Origin of the sequence: Cytobacillus sp. IB215316 (genome assembly GCF_033963865.1) — a bacterium.
GTDB classification, from domain to species: domain Bacteria; phylum Bacillota; class Bacilli; order Bacillales; family SM2101; genus Nanhaiella; species Nanhaiella sioensis.
This window is the reverse complement of sequence record NZ_JAXBMC010000002.1, coordinates 422,754-440,175: the sequence shown is the minus strand read 5'-3', so window position 1 is coordinate 440,175 and position 17,422 is coordinate 422,754. Positions and strand designations below refer to the sequence as shown.

At 33.5% G+C, this 17,422-nt stretch carries 15 protein-coding genes; 9 read left to right on the top strand and 6 right to left on the bottom strand.

The annotated features are described in order from the left end of the window. Positions 1–595 precede the first annotated feature (595 nt). From SLH48_RS06385 to odhB, 4 genes are all read left to right on the top strand, one after another. Positions 596–715 (top strand): sporulation protein YjcZ, encoded by a 120-nt coding sequence (locus SLH48_RS06385; protein ID WP_214482142.1) that lies wholly within the window; start codon positions 596–598, stop codon positions 713–715. A gap of 378 nt (positions 716–1,093) precedes the next feature. Then, the gene (proC, locus tag SLH48_RS06380) at positions 1,094–1,900 is read left to right on the top strand and encodes a pyrroline-5-carboxylate reductase (protein ID WP_320257457.1); all 807 of its coding nucleotides are present in this window, start codon (positions 1,094–1,096) and stop codon (positions 1,898–1,900) included. Positions 1,901–2,447: 547 nt separating this feature from the next. Continuing rightward, positions 2,448–5,285: a 2-oxoglutarate dehydrogenase E1 component gene (locus SLH48_RS06375; RefSeq protein WP_320257456.1), complete on the top strand. Its 2,838-nt coding sequence runs from the start codon at positions 2,448–2,450 to the stop codon at positions 5,283–5,285. Next, positions 5,285–6,547: a 2-oxoglutarate dehydrogenase complex dihydrolipoyllysine-residue succinyltransferase gene (gene odhB / locus SLH48_RS06370; RefSeq protein ID WP_320257455.1), complete on the top strand. Its 1,263-nt coding sequence runs from the start codon at positions 5,285–5,287 to the stop codon at positions 6,545–6,547. Before SLH48_RS06375 ends, odhB begins: the two co-directional genes overlap by 1 nt. A 50-nt stretch (positions 6,548–6,597) precedes the next feature. On the opposite strand, the gene SLH48_RS06365 is transcribed toward odhB, so the two are convergent. After that, a complete protein-coding gene (locus SLH48_RS06365; RefSeq protein ID WP_320257454.1) occupies positions 6,598–7,266 on the bottom strand; it encodes a TetR/AcrR family transcriptional regulator in 669 nt (222 codons plus the stop codon). Between the two features lie 188 nt (positions 7,267–7,454). Between SLH48_RS06365 and SLH48_RS06360 the strand changes: the two genes are divergently transcribed. Then, the gene (locus SLH48_RS06360; RefSeq protein ID WP_320257453.1) at positions 7,455–8,195 is read left to right on the top strand and encodes an SDR family oxidoreductase; all 741 of its coding nucleotides are present in this window, start codon (positions 7,455–7,457) and stop codon (positions 8,193–8,195) included. A 476-nt stretch (positions 8,196–8,671) separates the two neighbouring features. Beyond that, on the top strand, positions 8,672–10,333 hold the full coding sequence (locus SLH48_RS06355) for a glutamine--tRNA ligase/YqeY domain fusion protein (protein ID WP_320257452.1): 1,662 nt from the start codon (positions 8,672–8,674) through the stop codon (positions 10,331–10,333). A 116-nt stretch (positions 10,334–10,449) separates the two neighbouring features. Here SLH48_RS06355 and SLH48_RS06350 read toward each other — a convergent pair whose 3' ends face one another. Together SLH48_RS06350 and SLH48_RS06345 are read right to left on the bottom strand one after the other, a co-directional pair. Continuing rightward, the gene (locus tag SLH48_RS06350) at positions 10,450–11,259 is read right to left on the bottom strand and encodes a lipid II flippase family protein (protein ID WP_320257451.1); all 810 of its coding nucleotides are present in this window, start codon (positions 11,257–11,259) and stop codon (positions 10,450–10,452) included. Between the two features lie 178 nt (positions 11,260–11,437). Beyond that, positions 11,438–11,743, bottom strand: coding sequence for a hypothetical protein (locus SLH48_RS06345; RefSeq protein ID WP_320257450.1), 306 nt, complete (start codon positions 11,741–11,743; stop codon positions 11,438–11,440). Positions 11,744–12,086: 343 nt separating this feature from the next. On the opposite strand from SLH48_RS06345, the gene SLH48_RS06340 reads away from it, so the two are divergent. Next, positions 12,087–13,358 carry an MFS transporter gene (locus SLH48_RS06340; protein ID WP_320257449.1) on the top strand — a complete coding sequence of 424 codons (1,272 nt, stop codon included), beginning with the start codon at positions 12,087–12,089 and terminating at the stop codon, positions 13,356–13,358. On the opposite strand, the gene SLH48_RS06335 is transcribed toward SLH48_RS06340, so the two are convergent. Next, on the bottom strand, positions 13,299–14,126 hold the full coding sequence (locus SLH48_RS06335; protein WP_320257448.1) for an AraC family transcriptional regulator: 828 nt from the start codon (positions 14,124–14,126) through the stop codon (positions 13,299–13,301). The two genes, SLH48_RS06340 and SLH48_RS06335, sit on opposite strands and share 60 nt — an antisense overlap. 279 nt (positions 14,127–14,405) lie before the next feature. On the opposite strand from SLH48_RS06335, the gene SLH48_RS06330 reads away from it, so the two are divergent. Then, positions 14,406–14,819 (top strand): hypothetical protein, encoded by a 414-nt coding sequence (locus SLH48_RS06330; RefSeq protein ID WP_320257447.1) that lies wholly within the window; start codon positions 14,406–14,408, stop codon positions 14,817–14,819. Between the two features lie 45 nt (positions 14,820–14,864). Next, positions 14,865–15,308: a hypothetical protein gene (locus SLH48_RS06325; protein ID WP_320257446.1), complete on the top strand. Its 444-nt coding sequence runs from the start codon at positions 14,865–14,867 to the stop codon at positions 15,306–15,308. 11 nt (positions 15,309–15,319) lie between these two features. Here the strand turns inward: SLH48_RS06325 and SLH48_RS06320 are convergent, their stop codons facing one another. After that, complete coding sequence (locus tag SLH48_RS06320) at positions 15,320–15,553, bottom strand: hypothetical protein (protein ID WP_320257445.1); 234 nt, start codon at positions 15,551–15,553, stop codon at positions 15,320–15,322. Between the two features lie 173 nt (positions 15,554–15,726). Continuing rightward, a complete protein-coding gene (locus SLH48_RS06315; protein WP_320257444.1) occupies positions 15,727–17,334 on the bottom strand; it encodes a multicopper oxidase in 1,608 nt (535 codons plus the stop codon). Positions 17,335–17,422 lie beyond the last annotated feature (88 nt).

The window sequence follows — 17,422 nt, the reverse complement described above, 5'->3', positions numbered from 1 at the left end:
AAATGCATATAGCTAATTGTAATATTACAAATATTCAGTATAATTATCAAGATTGATAATATTTTCACAAGTAATGTAAGTTATGGGCTAAGTAAAAAGTCTTATTTTGTATTAGCATTTGCGCTCATTAAGGTTCATATAAGTAAGGTTCTTTTCAAAAACTATGTTGCTTTTTTTCCCTCACATTTGAGAGACTGAATGGTTTTATATGACTTTCATAGTCTATAGAGAAGAAAGATGCCCCGAGCATTAGATACATTTGTATTTGGATATTATTACCATAATGAACAATTAATTGGATAACAGGCTTTTGTTAAGAAAAACCACGAGTTTGCACAATAAGTTAAAGGAATTTTATTGTTATTAAATAAAAACAGCTATGCAATATTTTTATCGATTGCAACTGTATTAAAGTAGTAAAGATCCCTTAAATCAAATTTAAATTTGTCATTGTTTCTAAGTACGAAACACACAAGCTATATGAAAAATAATAAAGATTATCATAAATTGGGTGTTTTCATCATGTGCATTCGTACAGTCAGTTTGTTTTTATACACATAAACTGACCATATAACTAGAAAGGAGGAATGGTAATATGTATGGTTATGGTGGTTATGGATATGGTGGACATGGACCTTTTGGTGGATTTGCGTTTATTGTAGTATTATTCATACTGTTAATCATTGTACTTGGAGTAGTGGTACGCCCTTATTAGAGAATACAAGTTAACAGCATCTTTCATTCATGAAATTAGATGTTCAATAGCGTAAAACTTGTATAATGAATGCTTTGGATCTATAAATAGGTTGATCACCTATATGGCTTTTAAGGTAGTACTCTTATAAAAAGAAGAGTACTCCTTTATTTTGTTTTGAGGAATGAAATAGTTTTTAGGCTGAAAATAAATACTATTACTGATCTAAAGCAAGTAAAATCCATCAAGATTTATCGTGAGTATAATTAAATACTTCATTATTAATAGTGACTACGTTATAATCGTTTATTGTGGTAGTTAAAGATCAAGAAACAAATTTGAATTTAAGAAATATTGATTAGATCAACAAATATGTCTATTAATGGAGTGGAACATCTAATGAAAAAAAAGATCTTATTTATTGGTGCAGGCAGAATGGCCGAGGCCATTTTTTCTGGTTTACTAACATACAAACAAGAGTATATTGATGAAATTATTGTTACGAATCGAACGGATGAACAAAGATTATTTGATTTGAAGGAAAAATATGGTGTCACAACATCAGCAAAATGGCAGGATGAGGTCGCCCATGTAGATATCATTATTTTGGCTATGCCTCCTGAAGCGCACAAAGAGATACTAGAAGATTTGTCTTTATGGATTAAAGGACAATTAGTTGTCACTATAGCAGGTGGAATAGGCATACAGCTACTAGAAAATATTCTGCCTGAGGAGACGCCAGTTGCTTGGATTATGCCAAACACTGCTGCAAACATTTCTCAATCTATGTCTTTATACACTTTTGGCAAAGCTGTTAAGGAGAAGCATCGTCAAGAGTTAGAGCTAGTATTAACTGGAATAGGTGATGCAGAACTATGTACAGAGCAACAAATACATGATTTAACTGCTATTACTGGAAGTGCACCAGCGTTTTTATATCGTTTTGCTGAGGCGTTAGAACAGTCAGCGTTAGAATACGGTGTTACAAAAGCCCAAGCACGCAAGCTCGTTACGCAGATGATATATGGATCAGCTGCTATGTTGAAGGAAGGACATGCTCCCGACGAACTACGTGATCAAGTGACATCACCTGGAGGTTCTACAGCAGCAGGAATAGAAGTGTTAGATCAAAATCAATTTACAAATATTATTGAGCAAGCGGTTATCGCAACACAAAAGAAGGCACAACAACTGGCAGGTAAATAAATAACTATTCCTCGGTACGTGACCTCGTTTTACTGAGTAATATTAACAAAAAAGTACAATAAAAAGCCTAAAAGAAAGATACCTCGACAGCCAATCATCTGACTATAATGAGGTATCTTTTACTGTCTTATTAAAGCTCTTTTCGTGAATTTTACCGTTTTTTCTCTTGAATTTGATTTTTAAGTCTTTAGGGGAAAAAGATGCCATGAACGTTAGTTAAATTCGTCTTTAGTATTAGGTAAGCAACAAATAATGCGGAAAAAGCCTTTATTAATAACTAATACTATTTAAATTTAATGATAACAATATGGTTATGTCAAAATGGTTGTCGCTTAAAGTTAGGCATAACCGTGTACGATAATAGTAAAAATAATATTGAAGCTTAGGAGAAGAAGATTGTCAACTTTATTTATTATTTGAAGCATTATTTTTGTAATATGTGTGCGTTTCTGTTATTTTTTAATTGAGAATTAAATTCAATTAAATATACTAAAACACTTCTTATAGTTACATCATATTCATTCATATAAATGGGAGGGTAACTAACATGACAAACAGAAAACATGGCTTTCAATGGCAATCGTTTTCTGGACCAAACATGGCGTATGTTCAAGAGCAATATGAGTTATTTTGTAATAACCCGAATCAAGTGGATGATAGTATTAAACAATTATTTGTTAAGTGGGGACCGCCTACTTTTTCAACTAATAAGCATTGTGAATCTCAAAACAACCAATCAGACCAATTATCAAAAGTTGCTTCGGCAATTCAGCTTGTTACAATGATCCGAACAAAGGGACATTTGTATGCAAAAATTAATCCGCTCCATCAGCATTTTAATGAAAATGCTTCTTCACCTAACTTTCTAAACTTAGAGACGTATCATTTAACGAAAAATGATCTGAACAATATGACTGCCGATATTATATGGGAGCATGCACCTCACTCAATACGTACCGGACTTTCTGCTATCGAAAAATTAAAAGAGCTCTATACAAGTTCCTTGTCATTCGAATTTAATCACGTACAAGACTTAGAAGAAAGGGCATGGCTATATAAAGTAGTTGAAACTGAGTCTTTGTATGAAGAGTTGCCACAAGAGCAAAAGGTAAGTCTTCTTGAGCGCTTAATTGAAGTTGAGAGCTTTGAAATGTTTTTACACAAAACATTCGCAGCTCAAAAACGGTTTTCAATTGAAGGGCTTGATATGTTAGTTCCAATGTTAGATGAAATTATTTATGCAAATGCAAAAACAGGGACTAAAGACATTCTGATAGGGATGGCACATAGAGGTAGGTTAAATGTGCTGGCTCATGTTTTAAGAAAACCATATGAAAAAATCTTTTCTGAGTTTCATCATGCACCGAATAAACATCTTGTCCCATCTGAAGGATCAACAGGGATAAATTACGGTTGGACGGGTGATGTTAAATACCATTTAGGTGCAGATCTTAATATTCACGAACAAGAAAGTATTCACACAAAAATACACCTCGCGAATAATCCTAGCCATTTAGAATTTGTTAATCCTGTTGTTCAAGGGTTTACCCGTGCAGCCCAAGAAAATCGACAGAAGCGAGGATACCCGATACAAAATCAAAGTAGTGCATTAAGTATTCTCATTCATGGTGATGCTGCCTTTCCAGGAGAAGGTATCGTAGCAGAATCATTAAATTTAAGCCGATTAAGAGGATATCAAACAGGCGGTACGATACACATTATTGCAAATAATCAAATTGGATTTACTACAAGCCCTGTTGACTCTCGTTCTACATTGTATGCAAGCGATATAGTCAAAGGTTTTGAAATTCCTATCATACATGTAAATGCTGATGATCCGGAAGCTTGCTTAGTAGCTGTACGCCTCGCTTCACAATATAGGGAGAAATTTAAGAAAGATTTTCTCATAGATTTGGTAGGTTATCGTCGTTATGGCCATAATGAGACAGATGATCCAATGGCAACACAGCCTTTAACGTATAACTTGATTCATAAGCACACTCGAGTAGCTGAAAAGTATGCTGAGCAACTATATGAGAAGGGACAGTTCAGTGTTGAGCGCTTCAATAATTATAGACAATTTATGAATAACCAATTATCCGATAGTAATAAACAAATAACTGCACAAGAAAATACGAACGATAAGACCAGCTTAAATGAAAGGTTATCATCTAACTTTTCAGAGAAAAAAACTTCAATAACTGAGAAAAAACTACTCGATATTAATACTTCATTAGTCGAATGGCCAGAAGACTTATATGTATACCCGAAATTAAAAAAAATACTGATGAGACGAAAGGAAACGTTGAACGAACAAGGAAAAGTTGATTGGGGGTTAGCTGAAGTGTTAGCGCTTGCATCAATTATTTCTGATGGTACACCGATAAGAATGACAGGCCAAGATATTGAAAGGGGCACATTTGCCCACCGCCATATTGTTATAAATGATTATCAAACTGATAGAAAATTTTCTGCTTTACACAACATGGACCATAGCAAAGCATCTTTTGCGGTATATAATAGTCCATTGTCTGAAGCGGCCGTACTAGGCTTTGAGTATGGATACAGCGTTTATGCTCCAGATGCATTGGTTATTTGGGAGGCACAATTTGGAGATTTCGTGAATGCTGCGCAAGTAATCATTGACCAGTTTATATCAGCTGGGAGGGCTAAATGGGGACAGAAGTCAGGGTTAGTCATGCTACTTCCACATGGGTACGAGGGACAAGGACCAGAACATTCGAGCGCTCGGTTAGAACGTTTTTTAACCTTGTCTGCGGAAAATAATTGGACAGTGGCTAATGTAACTTCCTCTGCGCAATATTTTCTCATTCTCAAAAGGCAAGCAGCTATGTTAAGTGATGAGGGGGTTCGTCCACTAATTATAATGACACCGAAAAGTTTACTACGTCATACAAAGGCAATGTCATATATTGAGGAATTCACTAATCAGCAATTTCAAGAAGTTATTGAACACCCGCTTGTTGGAGAAGATTATGAGGCTGTGACACGGCTTATTCTTTGTACAGGAAAAATTGCCGTAGATATAGTTTCTGAGTTGGAGACGAGATCCACAATAGCATCACGTAATATTCATATATTACGTATAGAACAATTATATCCTTTTCCAAAAGAGGAAATTATTCAAAAAATACAACGCTTTCCAAATTTAGCTGAGGTCTTTTGGGTACAGGAAGAACCTAAGAATATGGGGGCTTGGGAATTCATCTATAAGTTGTTACACCCTTCCTTACAGCGTGTGAAATTTGATTATATAGGACGACCATATCACTCAAGTCCTGCAACAGGAGAGCATGTAATTCATAAGTTGGAACAGGAGCAAATTATACAACAAGCACTGAAAATAACAGAGGAGTGGGCATAATGAAAGAAATTAAAGTACCGGAACTCGCAGAATCTGTTACAGAAGGTACGATTTCTGAGTGGTTCAAGCATAAGGGTGATTCCATTTCCAAAGGTGAAGCGATAGTAGAGTTAGAAACTGACAAAATTAATATAGAAATTTATGCAGAGTATGATGGAGTATTAGAGGATATTTTAGCTGAGCCAGGTGAAGTTGTTTTTGTAGATCAAGTAATTGCGAAAGTAAATGATAAGAGAGAAGTTCTTACTTCAAACGAGTCATTTTCTAATGTTGCTACCGAAGAAACAGTTCATGATGATCAACCGAAAATAGATGTACGTGAGGGAGAGCAAACGAACAAAATGTCATCACAAAATGAGCGTCCGATAGCAACACCAGCCGCTAGGAAAAAAGCTAGAGAATTAGGGATTGATCTAAAAAAAGTTGATTCAAGTGATTTGCTCGGTCGTATTAGACCTGAAAATGTCATAAACTATGCTACTTCAATCCAAGAAAAGCAAGATAAATCAACGATAACTGACAATGCTCAACCACCTTTCACTGACCTTACTCAACCTAAACAAATTGAACGGATTCCAATGTCACGGCGCCGTCAAACAATTGCACACCATTTAGTTCAAGCGCAACAACAAGCAGCGATGTTGACTACTTTTAATGAAGTAGATATGACAGCAATTATAAATTTGCGTAATAGGAAAAAGCAAAGGTTTGAAGAAAAATATGATGTTCGCCTTGGCTATATGTCTTTTTTTACGAAAGCAGTTGTAGGTGCATTAAAAGCCTTTCCAATGTTAAATGCTGAAATTCAAGACAACGAAATTATACTAAAACGATATTATGATATCGGGATTGCTGTGTCAGCAGAAGAGGGCTTAGTTGTTCCAGTTCTCCGTGATGCTAACCAATTAAGTTTTGCAGACATTGAAAAGGGAATTAGGAATTTGGCTTCTAAAGCTAGAGAAAAAAAATTATCACTTCAGGATTTACAAGGAGGTACATTTACGATTACTAATGGTGGTGTATTCGGTTCATTGTTTTCAACTCCAATTTTAAATGCACCCCAAGTAGGGATATTAGGGATGCATAAAATTCAAAAAAAACCGATTGTTATTGATGAAGATGATACGATTGCAGTTCGACCAATGATGTATATTGCTCTTTCTTATGACCATAGAATCATTGATGGCAGAGAAGCAGTGCAATTCCTTGTCCATGTAAAAGAACTGGTAGAGGACCCTGAATCATTATTACTTGATGGATAAGTTATGATGATGGGAAAGGGTGAGATTAATATTAATCTCACCCTGAAAATTTATAAATATGACGTTGCTAATTTGCGAGAAAGATGTTCAATGATCTCTGTCATTGCTTCATCGTTTGCAGATAGCAGTGTTTCACTTTTTATGATTTGTATTTTTTTTGCTTCGTAATAATCTAATAAAGCCTGTTTAGTCGTTAAGCCTTCTTCTAATAAATAGGTTGGTTCTAGTAATTTTCTTAATGCAACCTCATCTTGCATAAGCAGAATTTGAGGATTTAATGAATGAAAAACCCCTTCTTTCATCCCTTGTACATAAAAATATTTAATGGTCGTTTTTCTTTTTCTTCTTGCAAAAATAATTTCTTCATATAAATTTGGAAAACCAATTTTCAATTCTTCTAAAAACAATTCAGAAATATATATAGCCGTTAGTACTTCTTGCTCAAAAACTTTTTGGAAACGTTCTATATAAGTAAATTGATTATTTTCAATGGTTTGTTCGCCTTGCTTAAAATATTCAATATAGTTAACCGTTATTTCATTTAATATTTCTTCTTTTGAAGAGAAATAATTGTAAAGTGTCGCTTTGCTAATTTGCATATGCTCAGCTATATCTTGAATTTTAAGTGAATTAAATCCTTGAACTCGAATGATGCTCATTAATTTTTGTGCATATGTTTTTCTCATTTGTTCCCTTAACTTAGGATCAATCTTACGCATAGAAAATCCCCCTTAAAAACTTAATTATAACATATACTAATATAGCCTTATAATAAACATTTTAGACAAAATAAGTTTTTTTGGTTTACAATGTTGAATAATGGTGTTATATTTACATATGTAATACATTTTAGACTAAAAAAACATTATTAGTATAAAAAGTTGAATATTAAAGGAGTTGTTTTATAATGATAAACAAAGTGGCAATCATAACAGGAGCGAGTAGTGGGATTGGTCAGGCAACAGCTTTAAAGTTAGCAGAGCAAGGATATCAAGTGATGTTAGCTGCAAGACGGGAGGAAAGATTAAAGGAATTACAAGCACAAGTTAAGGAAATTGGTGGTCAGGCTTCATATCATGTGACAGATGTAACATCGTTTGAGGAAATGGAAACTTTAGCGAAAGAAACGATCAATGTTTTTGGTAAAATAGACGTACTAGTAAACAATGCAGGGATTATGCCGTTGTCATTTTTGAACAAAAGAAAAGTGGATGAATGGGATAAAATGATTGATGTGAATATAAAAGGAGTACTTTATGGGATCGGAGCGGTTCTACCGTATATGGAAGAACAAAAATCAGGGCACATCATCAATATTTCTTCTGTAGCAGGGCATCGAGTTGGGCCTGGAAGCTCTGTTTATAGTGGTACAAAATATGCTGTAAGAGCTATTACCGAAGGGCTGCGACAAGAAATGAAATCAGGACAAAATATTCGTACAACAATTATTTGCCCTGGAGCAGTTGCAACAGAACTCACTCATACAATTACAGATGAGGATGTTATCCGTAATTTCCAAGAAAGATATGTTGATTTAAAGACATTACAAGGTATAGACATTGCAAATGCGATTGCGTATGCAGTTCAACAGCCTGATCATGTTGATGTAAATGAAATCATCGTTCGTCCAACAGATCAAATGTTGTAATAAAGTATCATTGCTAATAAATTTAATACATGAACAGAGTCTGTTGTTAAGCTTCGCAATATGTGTAATAAGATTTTATTATTACACTAAATTGAGCTTAAGCTTCAGGCTCTTTTTATTAGGCTATTTTCGATGGTTATTATTGTCACTAAATTAGTATAGTAAAAAGGGATTTAGAACGTTTGACATATTTTAAAATAAAGACGCAACGAACGATAGTTCTGTGCTTGTTTATTACTAAATTTTAGAAAACAACAATTAATGCGAAAACAGCCTTTTCCGTGTAGCTTTTGTATTTTCTAAATAAGCTATATGGCTCACATGTAATATTAAAGTGAGACAACCTTTCTTTCTTATAAGGTTGTAATAATTCTTGTAGAAAACCTTATTGGCAAAATATAAATATATATGATATAAATATTAATAAATCTAAAATGGTACATAAATATTTATTTCATACGAGAGGTTGAAAAATTGTGGACAATAACTCATCTAATTTTATTAGACCAATGATAAAGAAGGATTTAGAAACTGGAAAGCGTGATCATGTTACTACTCGTTTTCCACCAGAGCCAAATGGTTACTTACATATAGGTCATGCTTTAGCTATTATTACGAATTTTGATTTAGCTGATGAATTTAATGGGAAAACCAATTTACGCTTTGATGATACAAACCCATTGAAGGAAGATATTGAATTTGTCAATTCAATAAAACAAGATATAGAATGGCTTGGCTTTGATTGGGATGGGTTATTTTTTGCTTCAGATTATTTTGAAGAAATGTATAACCGTGCTATTTTATTAATTAACAAAGGTAAGGCATATGTAGATGACCTTTCCCCAGATGAAATCCGTGAATACCGTGGTACTTTAACTGAACCAGGTAAAGATAGTCCATACCGGAACCGATCTGTGGAAGAAAATCTTGATTTGTTCAAACGCATGCGTGATGGTGAATTTGCTAATGGCGAACGCGTGTTAAGAGCCAAGATTGATATGAGTTCTCCTAATATAAATTTAAGAGATCCAGTTCTATATCGTATTTCACATACGACACACCATAATACTGGAGATAAGTGGTGTATTTATCCTGTATATAGTTTTGCACATCCGATAGAAGACGCGATAGAAGATGTAACTCACTCACTTTGCTCATTAGAATTTGAAGATCAAAGGCCTTTATATAATTGGGTCGTTGAAGAAAGTGAAATGGACAGTAAGCCACAGCAAATTGAGTTTGGGCGTCTGAACTTAACCAATACTGTAATGAGTAAGCGAAAACTAAAGCAATTAGTTGAAGAAGGATATGTTGATGGGTGGGATGACCCACGTTTACCAACTATTTCTGCATTGCGAAGAAGAGGGTATACACCTGAATCTATCCGTGCTTTTATTCGTGAATTAGGTGTAACTAAAGGAACAGGTGAAGTAGATTCTAGAATGCTTGAACATTTTATTAGAGCAGATTTAAAGTTAACTTCACCACGTACGATGGGGGTACTTCGTCCATTGAAGGTTGTCATTACCAATTATCCTGAAGGACAAGTAGAGATGTTAGATGCTGAAATTAATCCTGAAAATCCTGAGATGGGCTCAAGACAAATTCCATTTTCACGAGAGATATACATTGAACAAGAGGATTTTATGGAGAATCCGCCAAAAAAATATTTCCGACTATTCCCTGGTAATGAAGTGCGATTGAAGCATGCTTATTTCATAAAATGTGAAGAGGTAATCAAGGATGATGACGGTAATGTTGTTGAAATACATTGTACGTATGATCCTGAAACGAAAAGTGGCTCAGGTTTTACTGGACGTAAAGTGAAAGGAACCATTCATTGGGTTGATGCAAACGAAGCTATTCCTGCAGAATTCCGCTTGTATGAGCCTTTGATTTTAGATGAGGAAGAGCAAGAAGAAGAAATTCAGGAAGAAAAAACATTTATTGATCGTGTAAATCCTAATTCTTTGCAAATCTTAAATGGGTTTATTGAACCTAATATGAAAAATGTAAAACCACAAGATAAATTTCAGTTTTTTAGACACGGATATTTTAATGTAGATCCTAAGCATACTTCTGATGAACATACTGTTTTTAACTTAATTGTTTCATTAAAAAGCTCATTTAAATTGTAAGAGTTTTACAAAAGAGGGTCAGCCCCACTAAATTACAGTGGAGCTTGACCCTTTTGTTTCTTTCTCAAGTAATTTAATCATCTTACCAGCTGTATAAATTACTACCCAAGTTAACATTAATATATTAATAGATTAGTTAATTTAGTTATCCATACAATTATATACGCAGATGGAATTAAAAATAATTGCGCTAATATTGTGCCAAAGAGCCTTGATATCATTAACCAGCCATATGTTTCAGCCATCTTATCAGCACCTTTAGGATGATTCATTGATTTTTCTGTTAACAATGCAACCTGGGGATCTAAAAAGATAGTAAGTAAAATTGTGGCAAAGCCATTTATAACCCCTGTAGTCATTAACGAAGCTGTTGATGTTTCATCATTTAGTAAAGAAGCATATAACGATGCGAGAACCCCTGAAGTATAAATAGCAGTTACTATCATATTAGTAAGTAATATTCTTTTCGGTATTCCGCCAATCCGGAGTCTATGTATCATTTGAAATCTAGGGTATTTTACGTATTTATCCGTATGTTTTAGTTTTTGAATATTTGTCGTACTAAAAAGCCTGATAACAGATCCCTCTATTTCAAAACGTTTTATGACCTTAACTGATAATCTTGTCATAGTAGGAAATAACAATATCGCAATAAATGTTCCAATAGTTGCGCTTAAAAGTACTAATCGTAAAATTGGTACGATATCAACACTTGTATTCACTTTAGCTTGATCAACAATTCCACCGAGTAAAACTACATGAAACATATTCGATGTCCTTGCAACTAATAAAACAACACCTGTTAACGATAATGAAACTGCAAGTTTTCTAAGTCGAACCCCTCCTAAACGTATGCTATAAGATAATGTTTCAACACTATGGATAACAATAGTAAAAAAAATAATAATAGAAATTATTGTAAACATATAATCACCTAATGCTATCATATTACAATTTTAGACAAATAGATATACATAAAAAAAGGAAAAGATAGCAGATGTCCATTTCTACATAAAAATCTATATTTGTCATGTGAAAGTGAGGTTGACTATTTTAAATCGAACCTCACTAGAAGACTAATTTTATTTAGGTCGATACATTGACCTATTTTTTGCTTTCTACATAAGGCATAATATCGTACGGAGTAAGTATGGTTCTCTTTTTTCTCTCATCTGTATACATAAAAACCTCTTTCCCATTTACTTTCCATTCCTTTGATTTTAGGTGTTTTATAATAGCATAGTTTAGTGAATACATTTGTTTAAAAGAATTATAGTCGAGTAAAAGTTGGCCTTCTTTATTGAGTGTAACATTTGTTTCAATGAACATTGATTCTGCTTTTTTTACCGATACAATAAAGTCAAAGAGTGCTTTTGAATTTTTATATTCAGGTGCATTAATATCCCCCAATTAATTCACTCCCCGTTTGCATAATGAAATAACACATTTTCTACACTCTATAGTGAATGCAAACTTTAGCCTTAATGTTACGATTAGACGAACATTGTTAATCAGGTTGCTAACTGCCTGTGTTAAGTTTGCATTGACTCAGCACTTACATATATGCAAACAGTTGTTATATTTACGTCAGGAAGAATAATGGATATGTTGTAGAAGGGATTAACATTCTTGTCATGCGATTGGTTAAGCAAAGGGCATCTAACTATTCGTTAACTTATATATTTTTAGTTATAACTAAAAATATATATAAATATTGTGGAAATATACAGCAATATTTATGAAGGAATAAAACATGGTGATTGCTATCATTAATTTTGAGGTGATGATCATGTATAAAAAAATATTTCAAAATCGTAATTTCCTTCGCTTTTTTTTAGGAGGAGCTGTATCACAATTAGGAGATCGGTTAACTGGATGGGCATTTTTATTTTTGACTATAGAAATGACAGGTTCTGCTCTTCATACTACGGGGATGGTCATTGCAGAAACAATTCCATACGTTTTATTCGGTTTAATTGGCGGTGTGGTAGCTGACCAGGTAAATAAAAAGAAGCTGTTAATTTTAATTGACATGTTAAGAGCACCGATTATTTTATCTTTGGTTATTATAGAATACATGAATTTATTAACATACCCTGTATTACTTGTTTTCGCGTTTATCATCCAAAGTTTTGGCTGTTTTTTTAATCCGTGTCATCGAGCGATGCTCCCAGCGATTACATCAATTGAGGAGAGAACAGTTGCAAACAGCTTGATTGATACAGTGTCTAGAGGGATTTCTGTATTAGGCCCGTTTATAGCTATCTTGTTCATAAATACGGTTGGTGTAATACACTTTTTTACATTTGATGTATTTTCATATCTCATTAGTGCTTTCTTCATTTTTAAAATACAAATAAATGAAACAAAATCGATAGTTATTAAGAAAAGTTTGGTTGCAGCATATGGATCAATTAAAGAGTTTTTTATGTGGGTACAGAAAAATGTACAAGTGAGGAATTTGTTCACTATTACTTTTATCGTTGTTTTTTTTAATACGTGGGTTTGGGATGTAGGGATACTATTAATGATAGTGGAACTCAGTGATAAGAGTGAAACGATCTATTCTACACTGCAAGGGGTTTTTGGGTTAGTAGTCGTAAGTGTAAATTTACTTATTCCCCTTATCTTTAAACAAATGAATTTGAAAACGTATTTATATGGGTCACTTGTATGGGGAATAGGTATTGTAATTTTAACATGGACTACACAGTTATATACGATATTTATTGCTATCATCATTATTGGTATAGGTATGCCAATGTCTGGGCTTTCTCGAGTATTTCTCATTCAAAAGTTAGTTCCAGAACACATGCATGGAAGGGGCTTTAGCTTTAATGCTGTACTATTATATTTAGCAAATGTTTTATCGTTAAGCTTATTCGGAATCTTAACGTTATTCATTAACATCCAAACAATCTTTTTGCTATCAGGATTGATAATTATATTAACTTCATTATATTCTCTATCGCGCATACTTTTTTCTAAACATAGTTGGGGTAATATTGTACACTTTCTTAAATAATTGATTATAAGTGTGAATTGATGAAAAACCACAAGCTAATGCGATTTCGATAATTGTTTTTTTGGAATGCACGAGTAAATGTTGACTTTTATATAAGCGATATAATTGAAGCCATGAATAAGGCGATATGCCGATTTTTTCTTTGAAAATATGAGACAATTGGTATTTACTTAGATGAGCGATAGATGCCATATCATCTAACGTCCATTTATGGTTATAGCTTTCCTTCATGGCCTTAATCGTCTTTTGGATTTGTTCATTCGGAGATTCAAATAGTTGACTTGGCCAATTCGGTGAGTGGCTATTAATGGAATATTTCATCAGCATTATTGCGAGCTGTGACGTACTATGATCTATAAAACTCTGTAATGAATCTAGACTATCATTTTCAAGGCTCACGAAATCTTTCACAAATTGTACCCACTTTGTCAATTGCGGATTGTAGTGGGGCATTTGTGCAAAGTAAATATCATTCCCACCATATTGTAATAGAGACTCGGATGCAGCTTGAAGTTCTTTAACATCTAATTCAATTAGCAATTTTTCTTTTTCTATAGATAATTGTTTATGATCTTCCATTGGATTAATTAATAGAAAACTATTTTCATGTAGTGTTACATCTGTTTGTTTCATTTGATAATGACTCTTTCCATTTATTGAAAAAATGAATTTGTAAACAGGATCATTCCGCCAGCTTCTTTCTCCTAACTTAGTTGTCCTATTTAACAACAGACCATTTTTATGTTCAATTATCAGATTTGTTTCCATATATGTTCTCCTCGTTAAAAAATGAATAGTATAATTATAGCATGCTTGGAATTTATGGGGATGTTGTTTTTGTGTTTTAATTCAAGGGTCTTTTCGTAAACTTTGTTGCTATTGAGACTAATTTAGAACAGCAATTAATGTTATGCAATTGCCCTCATTTTATATGAGAAAAGATGAAAACTGTCTAATTGAAAAAAAGGAACCAACGAGTAAAACTACTTTAAGTTGAAATTACAAATCAGTTTACAGTAAATATATTATATATCCTTGGAGGAGATTATGAAAAAATTTGTCCTTTTAACAATGGTAGTTACCAGATTTTTAACAATATCTATTGTTGTCTATCATCGACAAACCCATCAAACAAAGACTTTAATGCAATTGTATGAGCATCAACTTAGTAAAGTATCAACAGTAACAATTGTCGATGGTAGTACAGGCTATAAGAAGACAGTCATTGATCAACAAGTGATTGATGCTTTTTTAGAAAATATACAGTATGTAAAATTTATTCCAGATGAAAACCAAGAACTAAGAGATGGCTTTAGGTATGCGATTACTTTATATGAGATGGAAGATGTAACTTTTAACTTTAGTTTAACAAAGGTCGACGGAGTATATGATCATACAGAGCCTGATATGTTTCCAATTGTAGACGAGTTTTATAATCGAGTGAATATTGAGGAGGATTAGTATTTTAGTACTTGATTACAACAATTGTTAAGGAGTTGATTACCGATGAAAAAAATAATGAACTTATCAATTTATTGTACCTTAGTTTTATTATTTGGTTGTACAAACCCAATTCCGAAAGGGCAGCATAATGATTTAAATATTAATCTTCTAACAAGGGTGGATGTACAAAGGCCAACATCGCATGGGAGCTATGAAGATGAAGTTATGATGGTTACAAACAACGAGTCAATTCAAGTAATAAGAAATGTCTTTAAAAATATTAAATGGGAGAGAAATGTGGATACTAAAATATCTAGACATGAAGATGTGAAAGCTACCTTTTTCTATACTTATGATGAAAATATGCCTGAATTGTTAACCGACTATTATATTTGGTTTGATGAATTGAATCAAACAGCTATTGTTATTGAGGAGGCTGAAAGTTCTCTTGGAACAATTGACGAAGAACATACTTTACTTTTAAAAGAGTTATTGTTAAGCCAATAAAAAAAGACTCCTCAACGCTTATTAAATAACGGATCTAGAACCTCTTTCTGAAAACTTTCTAACAGTTCAATTTGTGAAGTATACAACACTGGTGAAAAACTTAATATTAATTGTTCGTGTTCATCCTCAACGATTGTTACATAGTTAATATCCTCATTATTTAAACGCTTTGTTAATTCTTGCTTTATAGTTTGTAATTCACCCATGCCTTCATGAACGTCGATAGCGATATTTATCCTAGCCATTTGTTCAACACCTCAATGTTATAAGTTTTTAAACAGTATAGACAAAGCCTTGAAGTGATAAACGGATAATATTAGAGGTGCTGAATATGGCATTAATATTATTCAATCTATGAATATAAGTTTCATACAACTAATAAGAGGGCAAAATAAATGATTATACGAAAAAGAAAGTACTAATCTCTGTTATGAAGTTTTTTCCTAAAAATCTTATAGATCATCTCTTTCCATCTTTTTCTACTATCTTTTCTAATAACTACATCAAATGGCCTCATCATTTCATAATCTTCATGCTCTAAAATGTGACAGTGCCAAACGAATCTACCCGTGTAAGGTGCAAACTTAGCAATAATGCGAGCGGTCTCACCATGGAAAACGTTAATAACGTCCTTCCACCCGTGATCATTAGCTGCTGGGGGCATTCTTTCACTAATATATTTAATTTGTTTTGTTTTCTCGTAATGCTCAACATCAAATAATTGTTTATCTAGTATTTGAAATTTCACAAGGTGTAAGTGAATCGGATGGCCCCCAGTTGTTGGGTTACTCAAGCTCCAAATCTCAATATCGTTTAATGCTGGTTTTTCTGTGATTGGATCATCCCAAGTTTTATAATCTAATAACCGAATTCTGCGGCCATATTGGTCATCTTGGGCAATAAGCTCTAAATGTCTTGTTCTAATTGCTTCTTGCTCTTTATAAAAATTGATGTCTGTTAATTTTGGTGGAATGGTACTAGTGTCATTGCTTAATAAAGGTAAGGTTACACGAAATTGCATTATAAACCTCGTATTTGACCGATTAATTTCGGGATCTTCTGGGAATTCATCTTTCGCGTCATTTATTAAGACAATTTTGTTGTGCTTTTGTGAAGAGAAATCGATAATGACATCAGCTCTTTCTGCAGGGCCGAGGATAATGCTTTTTATAGTAACAGGCTCTTCTAATAACCCTCCATCGGTACCGATTTGATAAAAAGGTTGATTAGAGTCAAGTCTTATTTTATAATAACGGGCGTTCGAGCCGTTAATAAGTCGGAAGCGATATTTTCGTGGTTCAACTTCTAAATATGGCCATACTTTTCCATTGACAAGAATATTTTCCCCCATGAATTTTGCAACAATTGAGGGGTAAATATTTGTAGGGTCATCTGCTTCTTTTTTTGGATAATATAAAGATCCGTCTTTATTAAATGTACGGTCTTGGAGCAATAATGGTATTTCATATTTATCTTTTGGCAGGTTTAATGACTGCTCATGTTTACTACGGATCAGATAGTAGCCGGCTAATCCCGCGTATATATTGAGTCTCGTTATACCGATAGCATGATCATGGTACCATAGCGTTGTGGCATCTTGTAGATTTTCATATTCATACACTTCTTGTTCAAAGAAAGGCCCCACTTGTTTAAATCCATTTGTAAACCAAGCATCTGGGTAACCATCGCTATCTGCAGGGGTTATTCCTCCATGTAGATGGACAACTGTTCGAACTTCTGGAGTATCTTTTCCTGCGCCATGTACGGTTTTATCGATAGGCAAAAAATGCTTAGATGGTAAATCATTAATCCATTTTACTCTAATTCTCTCACCTTTTGACACTTCGATCACTGGTCCAGGGTAAATGTGTTCATAACCCCACACACGTGTTTTTGGCATTGAACTATGGAGGGACTGGTGAAATTCTGTCATTGTTACCTCATAATATTTTATCCCATCCTTCACTCGAACTGGTTGTAATACTCTCGGTAATGGTAATTTATCGATAAATTTTAACAGATTCATCGCATCTTCACCTTTTCTATAAATAATTACTATTATAGTCTATTTTAAAAATAACACAGTCATGAATGAAAAAATGGATGCGCAGAAG